Below are 16,168 nucleotides of genomic sequence, written 5' to 3' on the forward strand. Positions count from 1 at the left end.
TACTTTTTGTCTTCAGGTGCGTGAATGGCATCGGCGCCGTGTTTTTCACCGCCCATGTCTACTTGATCGCCGAACTGCATAAGCATATAGAGAGAGATGGCTGCAAAAATAGCAAAACCGAGTGCAAGCTTCCACATATTTTGTCTCCTGATGGTTGGTGTGACGGAGGTGCTTGCGTCCATTAAAAAAGCCTCAACCCGGTTGGGTTGAGGCTTAAACCTTGGAGCAAGCCCTGCTTGGATTACACCAAGCAGGTATTGCAGAGAGCTTACGCTCGATCAGAACAGGTGACGGATACCAATAGCAACGGAGCGAGCATCTTCGCCAGCGGTGCCAGTCAAGTAGGATGCGTTGTCGCCGTTGCCTACCTTGGTGAAGTAGCCGTATACCTTGGTACGCTTGCTCAGGTTGTAGTTGTAACCCAGAGTCCATTGGGTGGCTGCAGAGCCATCAACGGAGGTGCCGGCAACCTTCATCTTGCCAGCGCGGCCCACATTCGCGTGGAACTCGGATGCACCCATGGTGTACATGGCAGACAGTCGGTATGCATGGCGCTTGGCATCGGCATCGGTCGCGTTGACATCTTGCAGCTTGGCGTACTGATAGTAGGCGCCCAGCGTCAGAGCGTTGATGGAATAGCTTACGCGTGCAGCGAATTGCTGGCCTTTATCAGATCCGTAGCCGTTCACTTCAGTTGGCGAGTTGCTGTAGCCCAGGCCCACACCCAGAGGGCCATTGGCGTAGTTCACAGCCAAATCCCAGGCGTTACGACCACCTGTGGCTTGCTCGTGGAAGGAATGCTGAATTTCTGTAGTGAAGCCACCAACATTGGGTGTCACATAAGCCAGCTTGTTGGTTTCACGCATGGTGTATGCGTAGAGTGCATCAGACGACAGGCCTGTGTCATGGTTGTGCATGCTGATGTAGTCAGCAGTGGCCAGATAAGAGGCCGCATTGAATGTGCCCAAACGCACAGTACCAAAATTGCCCGACAGATTCACTTCGCTGTGGCGAGAGAAATTGATGCCAGCCCCACCGCCGCCGGTGCCATCGTCAGAGTTGAACAAGCTTTCCAGCTGGAATCCCACCTTCAGGCCATTACCCAGGTCTTCAACGCCGCGAAAACCAACGAAGGAGCTGTTGCTATTCATTTCGGTCACTTTGTCGCTGCCGAACTTCACATTTTCAATTGTGGTATTCACGCGGCCGTACAGAGTCACGCTGCTTTGGGCCATTGCAGCGGAAGTGCCGCACACAGCCAGCACAGCCAGCATCAAGCGAGTTGTCTTCGTCATGTTATTTCCTAGTCCTAGGTGATTGAAGGTAGCCAGTAACTTTGGTGTTAGACACATTCAAAGGGCTGGATAAATTCTAGTTTTGTGCTTTCGAAGGGGGGGGATTTGTGTGCATATTTCGTGACACATGATGCGTTGCAGCAACAACGGAAAACCCTTTGCCCTCTTTGGGTGCGAATGCACCAAGAAAAATCCCCGCACTAGGGCGGGGATGCACCAATAGTTATTAATTGGTTAGGTGGGCGGTATTAATCTTCCGCGTAAATATCCACATCCTTGGTTTCACGCAGGAACAGTGTGCCGACTACAGCGGTCACGCCGGCGATGATGATGGGATACCACAGACCGTTATACATATTGCCGGTCTGCGCCACGATGGCGAACGACATGGTGGGCAGCAAGCCACCAAACCAGCCGTTACCAATGTGGTAGGGCATGCTCATCGAGGTGTAGCGGATACGTGTGGGGAACAGCTCAACCAGCATCGCGGCGATTGGGCCGTAGACCATGGTGACCAGCAGCACCAGATAGAACAGGATGGCCACCATCAGCGGCTTGTTCATCTTGGCGGGGTCAGCCTTGTCTGGGTAGCCGTCTTGCTTCAGCGTTTCGGACAGGTTCTTGTTGAACTCAGCACCCTTGGCCTTGGCATCGTCGGCACTCAAACCGACCAGCGAGTAGCTGTTGATGCTGTGGTCACCGATCTTGATGACCGCAGGTGTGCCGGCAGGTGCGGCTTCGGTGTCATAGCTGACGGAGCGGTTGGCCAGCGCTTGCTTGGCCACGTCGCAGGAGCTGGTGAACTTGGCAGTGCCTGTGGGGTTGAACTGGAAGGAGCACTCTGCAGGGTCGGCAATGATGACGACCTTGGCGTTGGCTTGTGCATTGGCCAGATCAGGGTTGGCTGCGCTGGTCAGTGCCTTGAAGGCCGGGAAGTAAGTCAGTACGGCGAGTACGCAGCCCAGCATGATGATGGGCTTGCGGCCAATCTTGTCCGACAGCGAACCAAAGATCACAAAGAACGGGGTGCCCAGCAGCAAGGCTGCGGCAATCATCAGGTTGGCTGTGACGGCGTCGACCTTCAGCTGCTGTGTCAGGAAGAACAGCGAGTAGAACTGGCCGGTGTACCAGACCACGGCCTGGCCGGCTGTCAGACCCACCAGCGCCAACAGCACAACCTTCAGGTTTTTCCATTGGCCGAAGGATTCGGTCAATGGTGCTTTGGAGGTCTTGCCTTCAGCCTTCATCTTCTGGAAAGCGGGGGACTCGTGCAGGGTCATGCGAATCCAGACCGACACAGCCAGCAGCAAGATGGAGACGAGGAATGGAATGCGCCAGCCCCAGTCAACAAACTTTTCTTCGCCCAGCGTGGTGCGCACACCCAAGATGACCAGCAGCGACAGGAACAGGCCCAGCGTTGCGGTGGTCTGGATCCAGGAGGTGTAAGCGCCGCGCTTGCCGTGGGGGGCGTGCTCCGCCACATAGGTGGCAGCGCCACCGTATTCACCGCCCAGCGCCAGTCCTTGTAGCATGCGCAGTGCGATCAGGATGATGGGAGCCGCCACGCCGATGCTGGCGTAGGTTGGCAAGACGCCCACGATGAACGTGGAAATGCCCATGATCAAGATGGTGACCAGGAAGGTGTACTTGCGGCCAATCATGTCGCCCAAGCGGCCAAACACCAGCGCGCCGAACGGGCGCACGATAAAGCCTGCTGCAAACGCCAGCAGCGCAAAGATGAAGGCAGAGCCCGCATCCAAACCGCTGAAGAACTGCTTGGCAATGATGGCGGCGAGCGAACCGTAGAGGTAGAAGTCATACCACTCGAACACGGTGCCGAGGGATGAAGCAAAGATCACTTTGCGCTCTTCTGGCGTCATGGGGCGAGAGGCTACGCCTTTCGCGCCTACGCCGTTTGCAGCGTTGATGGCCATGTGTTGTCTCCTGAATGTGTTTTATGAGCCGCCTTGTGCGGGCCATCCCATTTTTGGAGTCACTACTGACCGGCTTCTGACGTCAATCCAACGTGAACTTGCATCAAACTGACGCACATCTGACAAATTCGGGTCAAACCCGCGTCTTGCGTTTCGTGATGTGAGAGTGCGCGCAAATGCCTAAAAGCAGGGGGCAGATCTGAAATCAGGCCAAACCCGAGGAAATGGCCTTGGCGTTTTCCCATCCCCCCGATTGGAACCAGGCGTGGCCATCCAGGCAGTCGCGCAGCATGGGCAAACTGTCCAAGCCCCAGAACACTTGCCCCTGAAACTCAAAGGACGGCACGCCAAAAACGCCAGTAGCAGATGCTTGCTCGGTATTGCTGCGTAGCAACTGTTTGGCGTGTTCCACCAAGTTCTCTGTGGTTTGAAAGTTTGGCTCCAGCGTCTGCTGCAGCGCTTGCAGGCGCACAGGGTCCAGCGCGTTCTCTCCACCTTCCCAGACATGGCGCAACACGGTCTCAGCAACGTAGCGGTTGATGCTGCCATCACGGCTGGTGTGCAGGGCCAGGCGCAGCAGTGCCAAGGGGTTGAAAGGGTGTAAGGCCGGGGTGCGCAGTGGAATGCCCATGTGCTGGCCCAGCCACTCGGCATGGCGATAGGTCCACAGTCGTTTATCCGGGATGCCTGCAGGGCCAGGATTGCCGTTTTGTTGCAGCAGCGCCCCCAGAAAAACGGGGCGGTATTCCACATGCACGCTCAGACCAGCGAGGGTGTGCGGTAGTTGCTGAAAAGCCAGCCATGCGTAGGGCGACACAAAATCCAAGTGCATGGTGATGTGGTGCATGGCGCGGCTCTTTCCAATGGGGTCAGCTGGTGGTGCAAAGGGCCCGCGAGCGCACGCGTTCCCAGATGTCGCGCTTGGCGCTCGCATCTGCGCTGCCCCAGGCACGTAATTCGTCCAGTGTACGCAGGCAGCCTACGCAGTACTGTCGCGCATCATCCATGCGGCAGACGGACACACAGGGGGAGGGGACAACGTCGCTCGTGTGCAGGTCGACGGTACGCAGCTTGTGCAGCAGTGCAGGGGGGGCGGGGGGCATCATGGGCATGGGCGCGATGTTAGGCAGCATCCGCCAGCGGCGCTTGGGCGATGTCGACAACAGGCGCTTGCGTAAGGCTTTGCAGCTGTTCCAGCGAGAGCGCAAACACCGCATGCGGGTGTCCTGCAGCCGCCCACAAGACGGCAAAGCGCGACAGAGAGCTGTCAATCAGCGTGGTGGGTGGGCAAAGGTGTGCGACGGGGCTGACACCACCAATGGAAAAACCGGTCTGTGCTTTCACATATTCGGCATCTGCACGGCCAATCTTGCCGACCAGGGCTGCGACCTTTTTCTCGTCCACCCGGCGGTCTCCGGCTGCTACCACCAGCACGGGCGCGCCATCTGCCTTGCTGCGAAAGATCACGCTCTTGGCAACTTGCCCCACCCAAATACCCAGCTGGTCTGCGGCTTCCTGTGTAGTGCGTGCAGCCCCTTTCAGCATCTGGGGGGCATGGGGGGGTTGGCATCCTGCAAAAAACGGGCAACCCGCTGCACGCCTTCAGGCAATGCCAGCACTTCAGCGCCGCACATTCAAACCGCCTCGCACACGGAAGCACTCGCACGCTTGGCCAGAATGGCTTTGGCCACGCGTGACTGCGTGGTGCGGCCCAGCGCTGCGCTGATAAATGCCCCGGTATCCACCAACTGATCCAAGTCGAGGCCCGTTTCAATGCCCATGCCATGCAGCATGTAGACCACGTCTTCGGTGGCCACGTTGCCGGTGGCTCCCTTGGCGTAGGGGCAGCCACCCAGGCCTGCTACCGCGGTATCAAACTGCCAGACACCCATGCTGAGCGCCGCCAGCGTGTTCGCCACGGCCTGGCCGTAGGTGTCGTGGAAGTGGCCGGAAACCTCGTTGATGTCAAAGTGCTGGAGGGTGGCTTCGATGGCCTTGCGAATCTTCACCGGTGTGCCTACGCCAATCGTGTCTGCCACGCCAATGTGCTGCACACCAATGTCTTTCATCAGCTTGGCCAGGTAGCCCACCTGGCTGGGGGATACATCCCCTTCGTAGGGGCAGCCCACGGTGCAGCTCATGGCACCGCGCACATAGATACCGGCTGCGCGTGCGGCCTCCACCACGGGGGCGAAGCGCTCAATGCTCTCGGCGATGGAGCAGTTGATGTTTTTCTGGCTGAATGCCTCGCTGGCAGCGCCAAACACCACGATTTCATCGGGGCGGGTGGCTGCGGCGGCTTCGTAGCCCTTCATATTGGGTGTCAGCACCGAGTAGCGAACACCTGGCTGGCGGGTGATGCCATTCATCACCTCGGCGTTGTCTGCCATCTGCGGCACCCATTTGGGAGAGACAAAGCTGGTGACCTCAATCTCTTTGCAGCCTGCCGCCTGCAGGCGGTGCACCAGCTCGATCTTGATGGCCGCAGCAACCGGCTGCTTTTCGTTTTGCAGGCCGTCACGGGGGCCGACTTCAACCAGCTTGACGTGGGTGGGGTAGGACATGGTGGGCTCCTTGGTACGAATGGATGAAGTTATTGGACCGCCGCTGGGTGCAGGTCTTTGACCTGAGAAAACCAGTCGGTGCACAGGCTGCTATCCGCCGCAGGAGGATAGGAGGCCGGGTGGGTCGATGGGGTGGCGCGCGGCAACGTGCGTTCGTAGCCCACCAACTGCGCAATAGCCTGTGCAGGCAGCAGTGTGGTGAATCGCGGAATGCCAGCATCGTCTACCGCCTGCTGGGTCAAAGCGGACCATTGCTGCCACCAGCTGTCTTGCTGCTGGCGCAGTGCGTCATTGGTCCACATCAGAAAGGGCACTTCATACGTGCTGCGGGTGTTGCCGTGCACATAGCTGCCGCCACAGAGCGGAAAGTCCTGCCCATGGTCAGAGACGTAGATCAAGGCAGCGCGCTTGCCCTTCAGTGCTTGAAGCTGTTGGATCCACTGGGCCAGCAGCACACTGGTGTAGTGCATGCTGTTGTCGTAGGGGTCAGCCCAGCTGGCCAATGCGGGGGGCGTGCGCTTTTCCACGCGGGGGTGGCTGCCGTAGGTGTGCAGCGTGATCAACCAGGGCTGTGTGGTTGCCTGTGCTTGCTGCAGTGCCGTGTTCAGCAGTGGCGTGAGTTCGCCATCCAGCTGCCCATCTTGCAGCTTGACATACTGGTCTGAGCGCATGCGCAGCGCCACATTGGCAAAGCCAGGGGCTTGCTGGTTGGCATACACCGCATTGTGGAAACCGGCGGCCTTGCCCCAATCCAGGTAGGAAGACAGGCCCGTGGCAGGGATGGGGTTCAGTGGCTGGCCAGCCATGATCACTGGCAGTGTCTTGCCGGTATTGTTGCCATTGGTGGTCAGCGGCATGCTCAGCCAGCCATTTTTCCACGGCGCCAATTCGGCATTGGTGGGGTTGCCGGTATAGCCCAGCGTCGACCAGCGGTGTGCGCTGGCACTTTCGCCCAGCACGATCACCAGCACGTCCACCATGGGGGCATGCTGCGGAGGGGGTACCTCACTGGTCAGGCTCGTCAGCGCTGCGTGTTGTGTATAGCGCTCCCAGGATTGCACCGCCATGAGGGGGTAAACGCGGTCTACGCGGCTGAAGAAGCGGTAGAGGCTGTAGCCCTTGGCCAGGCTGATGCCCAGCCACAGCAGCCAGATGGCCAGCGTCACCCAGGCCAGCGCGCGCAGCTTGCGGTGCTGCAAGGCGCGTGGCAAACGCCACAGGTGGCGCGCAGCCAGCAGCGCGGGCAAGGCCCAGGACAGCATCAGTGCCACATCGCCGGGGCGAAAGGAACGGGCATATTCCCAGGCTTCGGACGTGTGGGAGCCCAGGATGGATTGCCAGAAAAACTCATCTGGCAGGCTGTGCACCGCCAAGAAGTAACCCAGAAAGCACATGCCCAGCAGCCACAGCAGCACCACGGCGATGCGGGTGGTGGTGCGAGAGAGCAAGATGCCCATCAGCAGCAGCGCCGACAGCAGCGCTTCACCCAAGCTGCGGGTGTTGGGCCACATCCACACCAGCGGCAAGAACAGCCACAGCCACGCCAGCAAAGTCAGCAGCTTGGCGGGCAGGCGTGGTGCAGAGGGCGCTGAGAGCGTGGCATTCATGGTGAAACAGGCAGTGGGCAAAGCGCGCATTCTGAGGGTGCGCACGGTGCCCGGTGGTGGGGTATGTCAATAACCGCGCTGGGGGTCAACCATGCCCAGCACGGCTTCGCCACGGCCCATGGCCGCTACCTTGCCCACGATTTGCGCAATGCTTTCATCGCGCAGGGTGCGGGCCGAGGTGTGTGGCGTCATGGTGATCTGGGGCATGTTCCAGAACGGGTGATCGGCGGGCAGTGGCTCCTGGCGGAACACGTCGAGCGTGGCACCCGCCACATGGCCTTCTTCGATCAGCGCGATCAGGTCTGCATCGACCAGGTGCGCGCCGCGCGCCACGTTGATCACATAGGCGCCGGGCAGCAGTTGCTGCAGGGTGGCGCGGTTGATCAGGTTTTCGGTGCCGGGCGTCAAAGGCAGCAGGTTCACCAGAATGCGCGTGCCGCGCAGAAACTCGGTAAAGCCTGCTTCGCCGCTGAACGTCTGTACACCGTCAATCTGTTTGGCAGAGCGGCTCCAGCCACGCACGGGGAATTCAAACACGCCCAGCGCCTTGGCCACACGTTCGCCCAGCACGCCCAGGCCCATCACGCCCACGGGGAAGTCCGCACGCATCTGCGGCTTGCGGAATTTCCACTGGCCGCTGCGCATGTCGGCTTCGTAGCTGTCTAGTTCACGGAAGTGGCGGATCACGGCCTGCGTCACATATTCGGCCATCTGCACCGACATGCCGGCATCGTCCAGGCGCACGATCTGGGCCTGCGGCGGCAGTCGCAGCTTGAGCAGGCCATCGACGCCCGCGCCAATGTTGAACAAGCCTTTGAGCGCAGGCTGTTCATCCATGAATTGCTGGGGCGGCGCCCACACCACGGCGTAGTCCGCCTGCGGTGCACCGGGGGCCCACACACTCACCTCTGCGCCGGGCAAGGCCGCGCGCAGTCCGTCCAACCAAGGTTCGGGCTTGGTGCCCGTGCAGCAAAAAGTCACTTTCATGGCGTGCAGATTACAGGGTGCGCGGAGTGCCGTCAGTCACCCGCAGGCAGAAATTGCAGAAAAAGGAGCGGCTAGCGCAGATGCAGCCAGCATTTCAGAAGATTTTCTATCTGAAGTGCGCTGACATCGTGCGCGAGCAGCTCTTGTTTTTAAGCCGTAGCAGTGGCCGCTTCAATGCGGATCAGCTCGGCCCCTTCGGCCACCTGGTCGCCGGGGGCGTACAGCAGCTCCTGCACCACACCGTCCGCAGGGGCGGCGATGGTGTGCTCCATCTTCATGGCTTCCATCACGGCCAGCGGCTGGCCCTTGGTGACTGCATCACCGGCCTGCACGGCAAACGACACTACCTTGCCGGGCATGGGCGCCGTCAGGCGGCCGCCCTCGCGGTGGCCTTCGCCGGCATGGGCCAGTGGGTCTTGCAGTGCCAGCACTGCCGCGCCGCGGGGGGTGAAGATGTGGCGCTCTTCGCCGCTCACATGCACCTGGCCGGTCGTGCGTGCCTGGGCAAACTGCACCAGCAGCCGATCGGCCTGGGCTTGCCAGTGCAGATCGCCCTGGGTGGCGCTGTTGCCTTCGCCCACTTGCAGCTGCAGTGCGCCCGCGCGGCCATAGGTCAGCACGGCAGGCACGGTGGCGCTGCCTTGCACAAAGGCAAAGTGGCGGCGCACGGCGGCGTGGCTGTGCCAGCCATCGCGGCGGCTGAACGGGTCGTGCCCCTGTAGCGCTTGCTCGGTCTGCAGTTGCTGGGCCACGGCCATGGCGGTGGCCAGCGGCGTGGGTACAGCGGTTTGCTCGAACAGCGCGGCTTTTTCGCGCTCGATCAAGGCTGTATCGAGCTGGGCGTTGGCGAATGCATCACTCTTTACGACGTGGCGCAGGAACTGCACATTCGTGCTCAAACCCACAATCTGTGTCTGCGCCAGTGCCGCATCCAGGCGGGCCAAGGCTTGTTCGCGGTTGTCGCCCCGCACGATCAGCTTGGCGATCATGCTGTCGTAGAAGGGGCTGATGGCATCGCCCTCGCGCACGCCGTCGTCCACGCGCACATCGCCTAGGCAGAAGCTGCTGCACGCAGGCTTGCGGTAAACATTCAGTGTTCCGGTCGCCGGCAAAAAGCCGTTGTCCGGGTTCTCAGCGCAGATGCGCGCTTCGATGGCGTGGCCGATGATCTTGAGTTCGCTCTGCTGCTTGGGCAGCGGCTGGCCTGCGGCCACGCGCAGTTGCCACTCCACCAAGTCTTCGCCGGTGATGGCCTCTGTCACCGGGTGCTCCACCTGCAGGCGGGTGTTCATTTCCATGAAGTAGAACTGCATGGCGTCCGGTGCGTCGTAGCCACCGGGTTGCTCCACGATAAATTCCACCGTACCAGCGCCCACATAGTTGACGGCTTTGGCCGCGGCCACGGCGGCTTGTCCCATCTTCTGGCGCAGGGCTTCGGTCATGCCCGGGGCGGGGGCTTCTTCCAGCACCTTCTGGTGGCGGCGCTGCACGGAGCAATCGCGCTCAAACAGGTAGACCACATTGCCTTGCGTGTCGCCAAACACCTGAATTTCAATGTGGCGCGGGCGCAGCACGTATTTTTCCACCAGCACGGCATCGTTGCCAAAGCTGTTGATGGCCTCGCGCTGGCAGCTGGCCAGGGCGGCGGCAAAGTCGGCAGCCTTCTCGACCAAGCGCATGCCTTTGCCACCGCCACCGGCGCTGGCTTTGATGAGCACCGGGTAGCCAATGCGGTCGGTTTCGCGCTGCAGCAGCGCGGGGTCTTGGTCGGCGCCGTGGTAGCCGGGCACCAGGGGCACGCCGGCTTTTTCCATCAGCTGTTTGGATTCGGCCTTCAAGCCCATGGCCCGGATGGCGCTGGCGGGCGGGCCAATGAACACCAGGCCCGCTTGCGTGCAGGCGTTGGCAAAGTCTTCGTTTTCGCTCAAAAAGCCATAGCCGGGGTGAATGGCCTGTGCGCCGGTTTGCTGCGCGGCTTCGAGGATGCGCTCCCAGCACAGATAGCTGTCTTTGGGGGCGCTGCCGCCAATGTGCACCGCTTCGTCGCAGGCGGCCACGTGCTTGGCTTGGGCGTCGGCATCGGAATACACAGCGACGGTTTGGATGCCCATGCGGCGCGCGGAGGCTGCGACACGGCAAGCGATTTCGCCGCGATTGGCGATCAGTATTTTCTTAAACATGCCTTGTCTCCGTTTATGAATGTTTTAGGCATCTAGCGCTTATTCAGCAAGCGCTAGCAGCTATGTTTTTGGTAATTCTGGGTAGGTGCTGACGTCGCCGCTGCCTATCCAGCTTTTGAGTTTGCGAATGGACGCTTTCAAAAAGCGCCACAGCAGCCACGTCACCACCCACATCACGATCACGGCCACCACCAGTACGCCGGCAAATACAGCCGGATTGGCCAGCGCCAGCCAGACTGCGCCGACAGCAGCGGCGTCTTCCGCCAGGCTGGCGCCCACGTTGCTGAATGGCTCAGGGCTGGTGTTGATGAGGGCGCGCGTGGTGGTTTTGGCGGCCTGGCTGGTGGCTGCCAAGCCGCCGCCCATGACTGCCGCCACCATGGCCATCGTGGCGTTGTCGGCACCAAACACACCGGCAGCCAGCGCCGCCCCAGCGGGCACGCGCAGCACGCTTTGCAGGATGTCCCACAGCGAATCCACGCCGGGGATCTTGTCGGCAAAGAACTCCACAAACAGCAGCCCGCCGCTGGCGATCAGCATCAGCGGGTGCTCCAGCACATGCAGACCGCCGGGCAGGTCCATCAGCCCGCTGGCACCCAGCGCACCCACGATGAACACCACGATGTACAGGCGAAAGCCGCTGGCCCAGCCCAGTGCGGCGGCCAGGGCCAGCAGGCTGGCCATGTCCATGCCGCTGGCGGCCTGGCCGACGGTGATGGCCACATCGCTGGCGCTGTCGAGCACGGCGCTGCCTGCGCGCTCGACCACCTCGCGGTCGGGGTGCAGGCCCACGCTGTGGAGCAATTGGAGGATGCTGTCCCAGATGTTGTTCATGGTGGTGGCGCTTTCAGGTGGTCAAACACACCTGCTCACGATAGCCAGTTGGGCTTGCGCTTGCTGAGAAAGGCCTGAACGCCTTCCTTGCCCTCGCTGCTGGCGCGAATGTCGGCAATGCCCTGCACGGTCTGCGCGGTCAAGGCCGCGTCGATGGTGCGTTCGGCGGTGTCGATCACCAGTTTTTTGCAGGCCCGCACCGCTGCAGGCCCGGCTTGCAGCAGGTGTTTGAGCAGGCCGTCCACGGCGGCGTCCAGATCATCGGCAGCCACCACCTGGTGCACAAAGCCGATGCGCAGCGCCTCGGCGGCGTCAAAGCGCTCGGCGGTCAGAAAGTAACGGTGGCCCGCACGCGGCCCCATGGCGCGCAGCACATAGGGCGCAATGGTGGCCGGTATCAGGCCAATCTTCACCTCGCTGAGGCAAAAGTTGGCGGCATCGGCGGCCACGGCCATGTCGCAAGCCGCCACCAGCCCCATGCCCCCGGCGTACACATCGCCCTGCACGCGGGCAATGGTGGGGTGGGGGCAGGTGTAGATGGTGTGCAGCATGTGCGCCAGCTTGCCCGCGTCAGTCACGTTTTCCTCGCGGGTGTAGTCGGCCATGCGGCGCATCCAGTTCAGGTTGGCGCCCGCGCAAAAGGCCGGCCCCTCGGCGGCCAACACCACGGCGCGCACGCCGGTGTGCTGGGAGACGCTGTCAAAGGCGGCGGTGATCTCGGCGATCACCTCGTCGCTGAAGGCGTTGCGGATCTCGGGTTGCGTCAGCGTGATGGTGGCCACACCGGCGTTCACGGTCAAAGTTACAGGGCGGGACATGGTGGACTCTCCTTATTTGTTTGATCCAATATCTGGTGCTGCTGGGTCACCCTCAATGCTGTTTGGAAGCTGAACGTTAAAGATAGACAAACTCAGTTCGGAGCGGAGTTTCTCGAAGTAATTAGCCACAGTTGAAAAATTCGTGCCCCCAATGGCTTTGCGATGAAACTTCTCGACTTTGTTTTGCAAGCTGGCAATTTCGGCCGTTCTGCTGGGTAAGACCAGGATGGAAGAGGTCAACAGGACACGAGCCGCTTTTTGTCGCGCCTCTTTGAACTGTGCATCTGGGCGAAAAGATAAATGCACATAGTCATCCGCTTGTTGCAAAAACTGCAATGCGAGGGCTCTTTCAGATTGCTGCTTTGAGCTTCTCATTGCAATCCAGTAAGCACCCAAGGCGCCTACCAAGCTGCCACACAAAGTGGAAATTAGTGTTCCCCAAAAATCATTCATAACTGTTCAACTAAATAACTTACATGCGGAAGACGCCGAACTTGGTGTCCTCCATCGGCGCATTGCGGCTGGCGGACAGGCCCAGTGCCAGCACGCGGCGCGTGTCGGCGGGGTCGATCACGCCGTCGTCCCACAGGCGGGCGCTGGCAAAGTAGGGGTGGCCCTGGTCTTCGTACTGCTGGCGGATGGGGGCCTTGAACGCGTCTTCCTCCTCGGCGCTCCAGCTGCCGCGCTTGGCCTCGATGCCATCGCGTTTGACGGTGGCCAGCACGCTGGCGGCCTGCTCGCCGCCCATGACGGAGATGCGGGCGTTGGGCCACATCCACAGAAAGCGCGGGCTGAAGGCGCGGCCACACATGCCGTAGTTGCCCGCCCCAAAGCTGCCGCCGATGATGATGGTGAACTTGGGCACGGCAGCGGTGGCCACGGCCGTCACCAGCTTGGCGCCGTGGCGCGCAATGCCTTCGTTTTCGTACTTGCGGCCCACCATGAAGCCGGTGATGTTTTGCAGGAACACCAGCGGAATCTTGCGCTGGCAGCACAGCTCGATAAAGTGCGCACCTTTCACGGCGGATTCGCTGAACAAAATTCCGTTGTTGGCGATGATGCCCACCTGCATGCCTTCAATGCGGGCAAAGCCGCAGACCAGGGTGCTGCCAAAGCGGGCTTTGAACTCGTCAAACACGCTGCCATCGACGATGCGGGCAATGATCTCGTGCACATCAAACGGCTTGCGCGTGTCGGTGGGAATCACTCCGTACAGCTCTTGTGCATCAAAAAGCGGAGCTGCTGGCGCTTGATCTGCCTGGACTGGTGCCTTGTTTTTGTTCAAGTTCTTCACCGCCGTGCGCGCCAGGGCCAGGGCATGGGTGTCGTTTTCGGCCAGGTGGTCGGCCACGCCAGACAGGCGGGTGTGCACATCACCGCCTCCCAGGTCTTCAGCGCTGACCACCTCGCCCGTGGCGGCCTTCACCAGCGGCGGGCCGCCCAGGAAGATGGTGCCCTGGTTTTTGACGATGATGGATTCATCGCTCATCGCCGGCACATAGGCACCGCCTGCGGTGCAGCTGCCCATGACCACGGCAATCTGCGCAATGCCTTGCGCGCTCATGTTCGCCTGGTTGAAGAAAATGCGGCCAAAGTGCTCACGGTCGGGGAACACATCGTCCTGGTTGGGCAGGTTGGCACCGCCGGAGTCCACCAGGTAAATGCACGGCAGCTGGTTTTGCTGCGCAATCTCCTGGGCACGCAGGTGCTTCTTGACCGTCATGGGGTAGTAGGTGCCGCCTTTGACAGTCGCGTCGTTGCACACCACCATGCAATCCACACCGCTGACGCGGCCAATGCCTGCAATCAGGCCAGCGCCCGGGGCATCGTTGTTGTACATATTCAGGGCGGCCAGCGGCGCCAGTTCCAGGAACGGCGTGCCGGGGTCCAGCAGCTGCTGCACACGGTCGCGTGGCAGCAATTTCCCTCGAGAGAGGTGCTTGGCACGGGCGGCATCGCCGCCGCCATGGGCCACTTGTTCGCAGCGGGCGCGCAGGTCATCGACCAGGGTCTGCATAGCGCGCGCATTGCTCTGGAAGTCCGCAGATCGCGGATTCAGTTGACTGCCGAGGGTGCTCATAGTGTCTCCTTCCTCATTTTGGGGTTTTTACTTGGCTATCCTTGGGGGTTTGGATCCGTTTGACAGCCGCGCGCCTGGTCGCGCAAAGAAAATGCCGCATGCACACCGTTGAAACCGTTTTGCTCGTGCTGATGCTGGGGGCCCTCACGGGTATCGCCTCGCGTTATGTGCGGGCCATCCCGCTCCCCCTGATTCAAATCGCCATTGGTGCGCTGATTGCGTGGCCGCAAAAAGGCCTGCACATCGCTTTTGATCCTGAGCTGTTCTTGCTGCTCTTCATTCCGCCCCTGCTGTTTGCCGATGGCTGGCGCATTCCCAAGCGCGAATTCTTCGCACTGGCGCGTCCCATCTTGCTGCTGGCGTTTGGTCTGGTGCTGATTACGGTGCTGGGGCTGGGCTACCTCATCCACTGGATGATTCCGGCCATGCCCCTGACGGTGGCCTTCACCCTGGCGGCGGTGGTCTCGCCCACCGATGCGGTGGCCGTCTCGGCCATCACCCGCAACCTGGGCATGCCGCACAAAACCATGCACATGCTGGAAGGCGAGTCGCTTCTTAACGACGCGTCCGGCCTGGTGGCCGTGAAGTTCGCCGTGGCGGCCACGCTCACCGGCCTGTTCTCCTGGGGCAATGTGGCCAAGGACTTCACCTGGATGGCCGTGGGCGGCCTGGCCGTGGGTGTGGCGCTGGGCTGGGGCTTCAGCTATGTGCGCGATGTCATCACGCGCCGCGTGGGTGACGTGGCTGCTACGCAAATGGTGCTGCTGCTGGTGCTGCTGCCGTTTGCGGCCTACATCGTGGGTGAAAAGATTGGCGTGTCCGGCATTCTGGCCGCCGTGGCGGCAGGTATTGCCACCAACTTCGCCGACCTGGATCGCTCCAACTTCATCTCCGAGCGCCTGCAGACCGAAGGCACTTGGAGCATGGTGGAATCCGCTTTCAACGGCGCCATCTTCCTGCTGCTGGGTCTGCAGCTGCCCTCCATCATGGGCACCACCATCCTGAACTCGGGTTACGAGTGGTGGGCACTGCTGGGCTATGTCACGGCCATCTCGTTCGGCCTGCTGTTTGTGCGCTGGGCATGGATTGAGCTGGGCGTGTTCCGCGCCCTGCGCACCGCCCACCGTGAGGGCAAGATGGCCGAAAAGCCCTCGCACCTGTTGAATCTGGCCACCACCATGGCTGGTATTCGCGGCGCGGTGACGCTGGCGGCAGCCCTGTCCATTCCCGTGCACATGAACAACGGCCGCCCCTTCCCGGAACGCGACCTGCTGATCTTCCTGGCCACGGGCGTGATTTTGTTCACCCTGATTCTGGGCGCCATTGCGCTGCCGCTGATTCTGCGCCGCATGCCTGCGCACGAAGACACGGAGACCCAGCACGAAGAGCGCGCTGCACGCACGGCCGCCTGCAAGGCCGCGATTGCCAGCCTGATCATCACCGACAGCGACGCGCAAAAGCACGACGAGCAGTGGGTGGCGCAGTACCAGGAGGTGGTGGGCCGCATCACGCAGGAATACCGCAACCGCATTCATTTGCTGGACGACAGCGGCATTGCCACTTCGACCGAAGCCCAGCGCGATGCGCCGGAGATGGTGCAAGAGCGCCGCGAGCGCTACGTCAAGGAGATGGAGCTGCGTCTGCACTGCATTCAGGTGGAGCGCGACACGCTGTACAGCGAGCGCCAGTCCCACCGCATCAACGACGAAACCCTGCGCGCCATGGTCAGCGAGCTGGACATGTCCGAAATCTCGCTGCGCAAGCGCCTGGTGGTGGCGCGCAAAGCCGCTGGCATGCCCATCACGGGCGATGCGCACTGAGGGTGCCAGACAGGGCACGGTCACAGAGCAGCGGCGGGGGCGCATACGC

The 16,168-nt window shown here is 61.3% G+C and carries 13 protein-coding genes and 1 pseudogene; 1 reads left to right on the forward strand and 13 read right to left on the reverse strand.

All coding sequences use genetic code 11. The annotated features are described in order from the left end of the window. Positions 1–278: 278 nt before the first annotated feature. The 13 genes and pseudogenes from AC27VO_RS13360 to AC27VO_RS13420 form a co-directional block, all read right to left on the reverse strand. A complete protein-coding gene (locus AC27VO_RS13360; protein WP_488667211.1) occupies positions 279–1,295 on the reverse strand; it encodes a porin in 1,017 nt (338 codons plus the stop codon). A gap of 248 nt (positions 1,296–1,543) precedes the next feature. Next, positions 1,544–3,229: an MFS transporter gene (locus AC27VO_RS13365; protein ID WP_488667212.1), complete on the reverse strand. Its 1,686-nt coding sequence runs from the start codon at positions 3,227–3,229 to the stop codon at positions 1,544–1,546. A gap of 205 nt (positions 3,230–3,434) precedes the next feature. Then, positions 3,435–4,076, reverse strand: coding sequence for a 2-hydroxychromene-2-carboxylate isomerase (locus AC27VO_RS13370; RefSeq protein WP_488667213.1), 642 nt, complete (start codon positions 4,074–4,076; stop codon positions 3,435–3,437). A 22-nt stretch (positions 4,077–4,098) separates the two neighbouring features. Next, positions 4,099–4,341 carry a DUF1289 domain-containing protein gene (locus AC27VO_RS13375; protein ID WP_488667214.1) on the reverse strand — a complete coding sequence of 81 codons (243 nt, stop codon included), beginning with the start codon at positions 4,339–4,341 and terminating at the stop codon, positions 4,099–4,101. Positions 4,342–4,351: 10 nt separating this feature from the next. After that, positions 4,352–4,863 (reverse strand): annotated as a pseudogene (locus AC27VO_RS13380) (YbaK/EbsC family protein). Next, positions 4,864–5,793, reverse strand: coding sequence for a hydroxymethylglutaryl-CoA lyase (locus AC27VO_RS13385; protein ID WP_488667215.1), 930 nt, complete (start codon positions 5,791–5,793; stop codon positions 4,864–4,866). 29 nt (positions 5,794–5,822) lie between these two features. Next, the gene (locus AC27VO_RS13390) at positions 5,823–7,400 is read right to left on the reverse strand and encodes a sulfatase-like hydrolase/transferase (RefSeq protein WP_488667216.1); all 1,578 of its coding nucleotides are present in this window, start codon (positions 7,398–7,400) and stop codon (positions 5,823–5,825) included. Between the two features lie 66 nt (positions 7,401–7,466). Further along, positions 7,467–8,387, reverse strand: a complete 921-nt coding sequence (locus tag AC27VO_RS13395; RefSeq protein WP_488667217.1) for a 2-hydroxyacid dehydrogenase — start codon at positions 8,385–8,387, stop codon at positions 7,467–7,469. 149 nt (positions 8,388–8,536) lie between these two features. Beyond that, a complete protein-coding gene (locus AC27VO_RS13400) occupies positions 8,537–10,567 on the reverse strand; it encodes an acetyl/propionyl/methylcrotonyl-CoA carboxylase subunit alpha (RefSeq protein ID WP_488667218.1) in 2,031 nt (676 codons plus the stop codon). A gap of 60 nt (positions 10,568–10,627) precedes the next feature. Further along, positions 10,628–11,401, reverse strand: a complete 774-nt coding sequence (locus AC27VO_RS13405; RefSeq protein WP_488667219.1) for a DUF4126 domain-containing protein — start codon at positions 11,399–11,401, stop codon at positions 10,628–10,630. A 35-nt stretch (positions 11,402–11,436) separates the two neighbouring features. Further along, positions 11,437–12,219, reverse strand: a complete 783-nt coding sequence (locus AC27VO_RS13410; RefSeq protein ID WP_488667220.1) for an enoyl-CoA hydratase/isomerase family protein — start codon at positions 12,217–12,219, stop codon at positions 11,437–11,439. Positions 12,220–12,231: 12 nt separating this feature from the next. Further along, on the reverse strand, positions 12,232–12,672 hold the full coding sequence (locus AC27VO_RS13415; protein ID WP_488667221.1) for a hypothetical protein: 441 nt from the start codon (positions 12,670–12,672) through the stop codon (positions 12,232–12,234). A 19-nt stretch (positions 12,673–12,691) separates the two neighbouring features. Continuing rightward, on the reverse strand, positions 12,692–14,299 hold the full coding sequence (locus AC27VO_RS13420) for a carboxyl transferase domain-containing protein (RefSeq protein ID WP_488667222.1): 1,608 nt from the start codon (positions 14,297–14,299) through the stop codon (positions 12,692–12,694). A gap of 98 nt (positions 14,300–14,397) precedes the next feature. Between AC27VO_RS13420 and AC27VO_RS13425 the strand changes: the two genes are divergently transcribed. Further along, the gene (locus AC27VO_RS13425; protein WP_488667223.1) at positions 14,398–16,119 is read left to right on the forward strand and encodes a Na+/H+ antiporter; all 1,722 of its coding nucleotides are present in this window, start codon (positions 14,398–14,400) and stop codon (positions 16,117–16,119) included. Positions 16,120–16,168: the final 49 nt, after the last annotated feature.

This window comes from Comamonas sp. 14P8.1.4 (assembly GCF_057799285.1).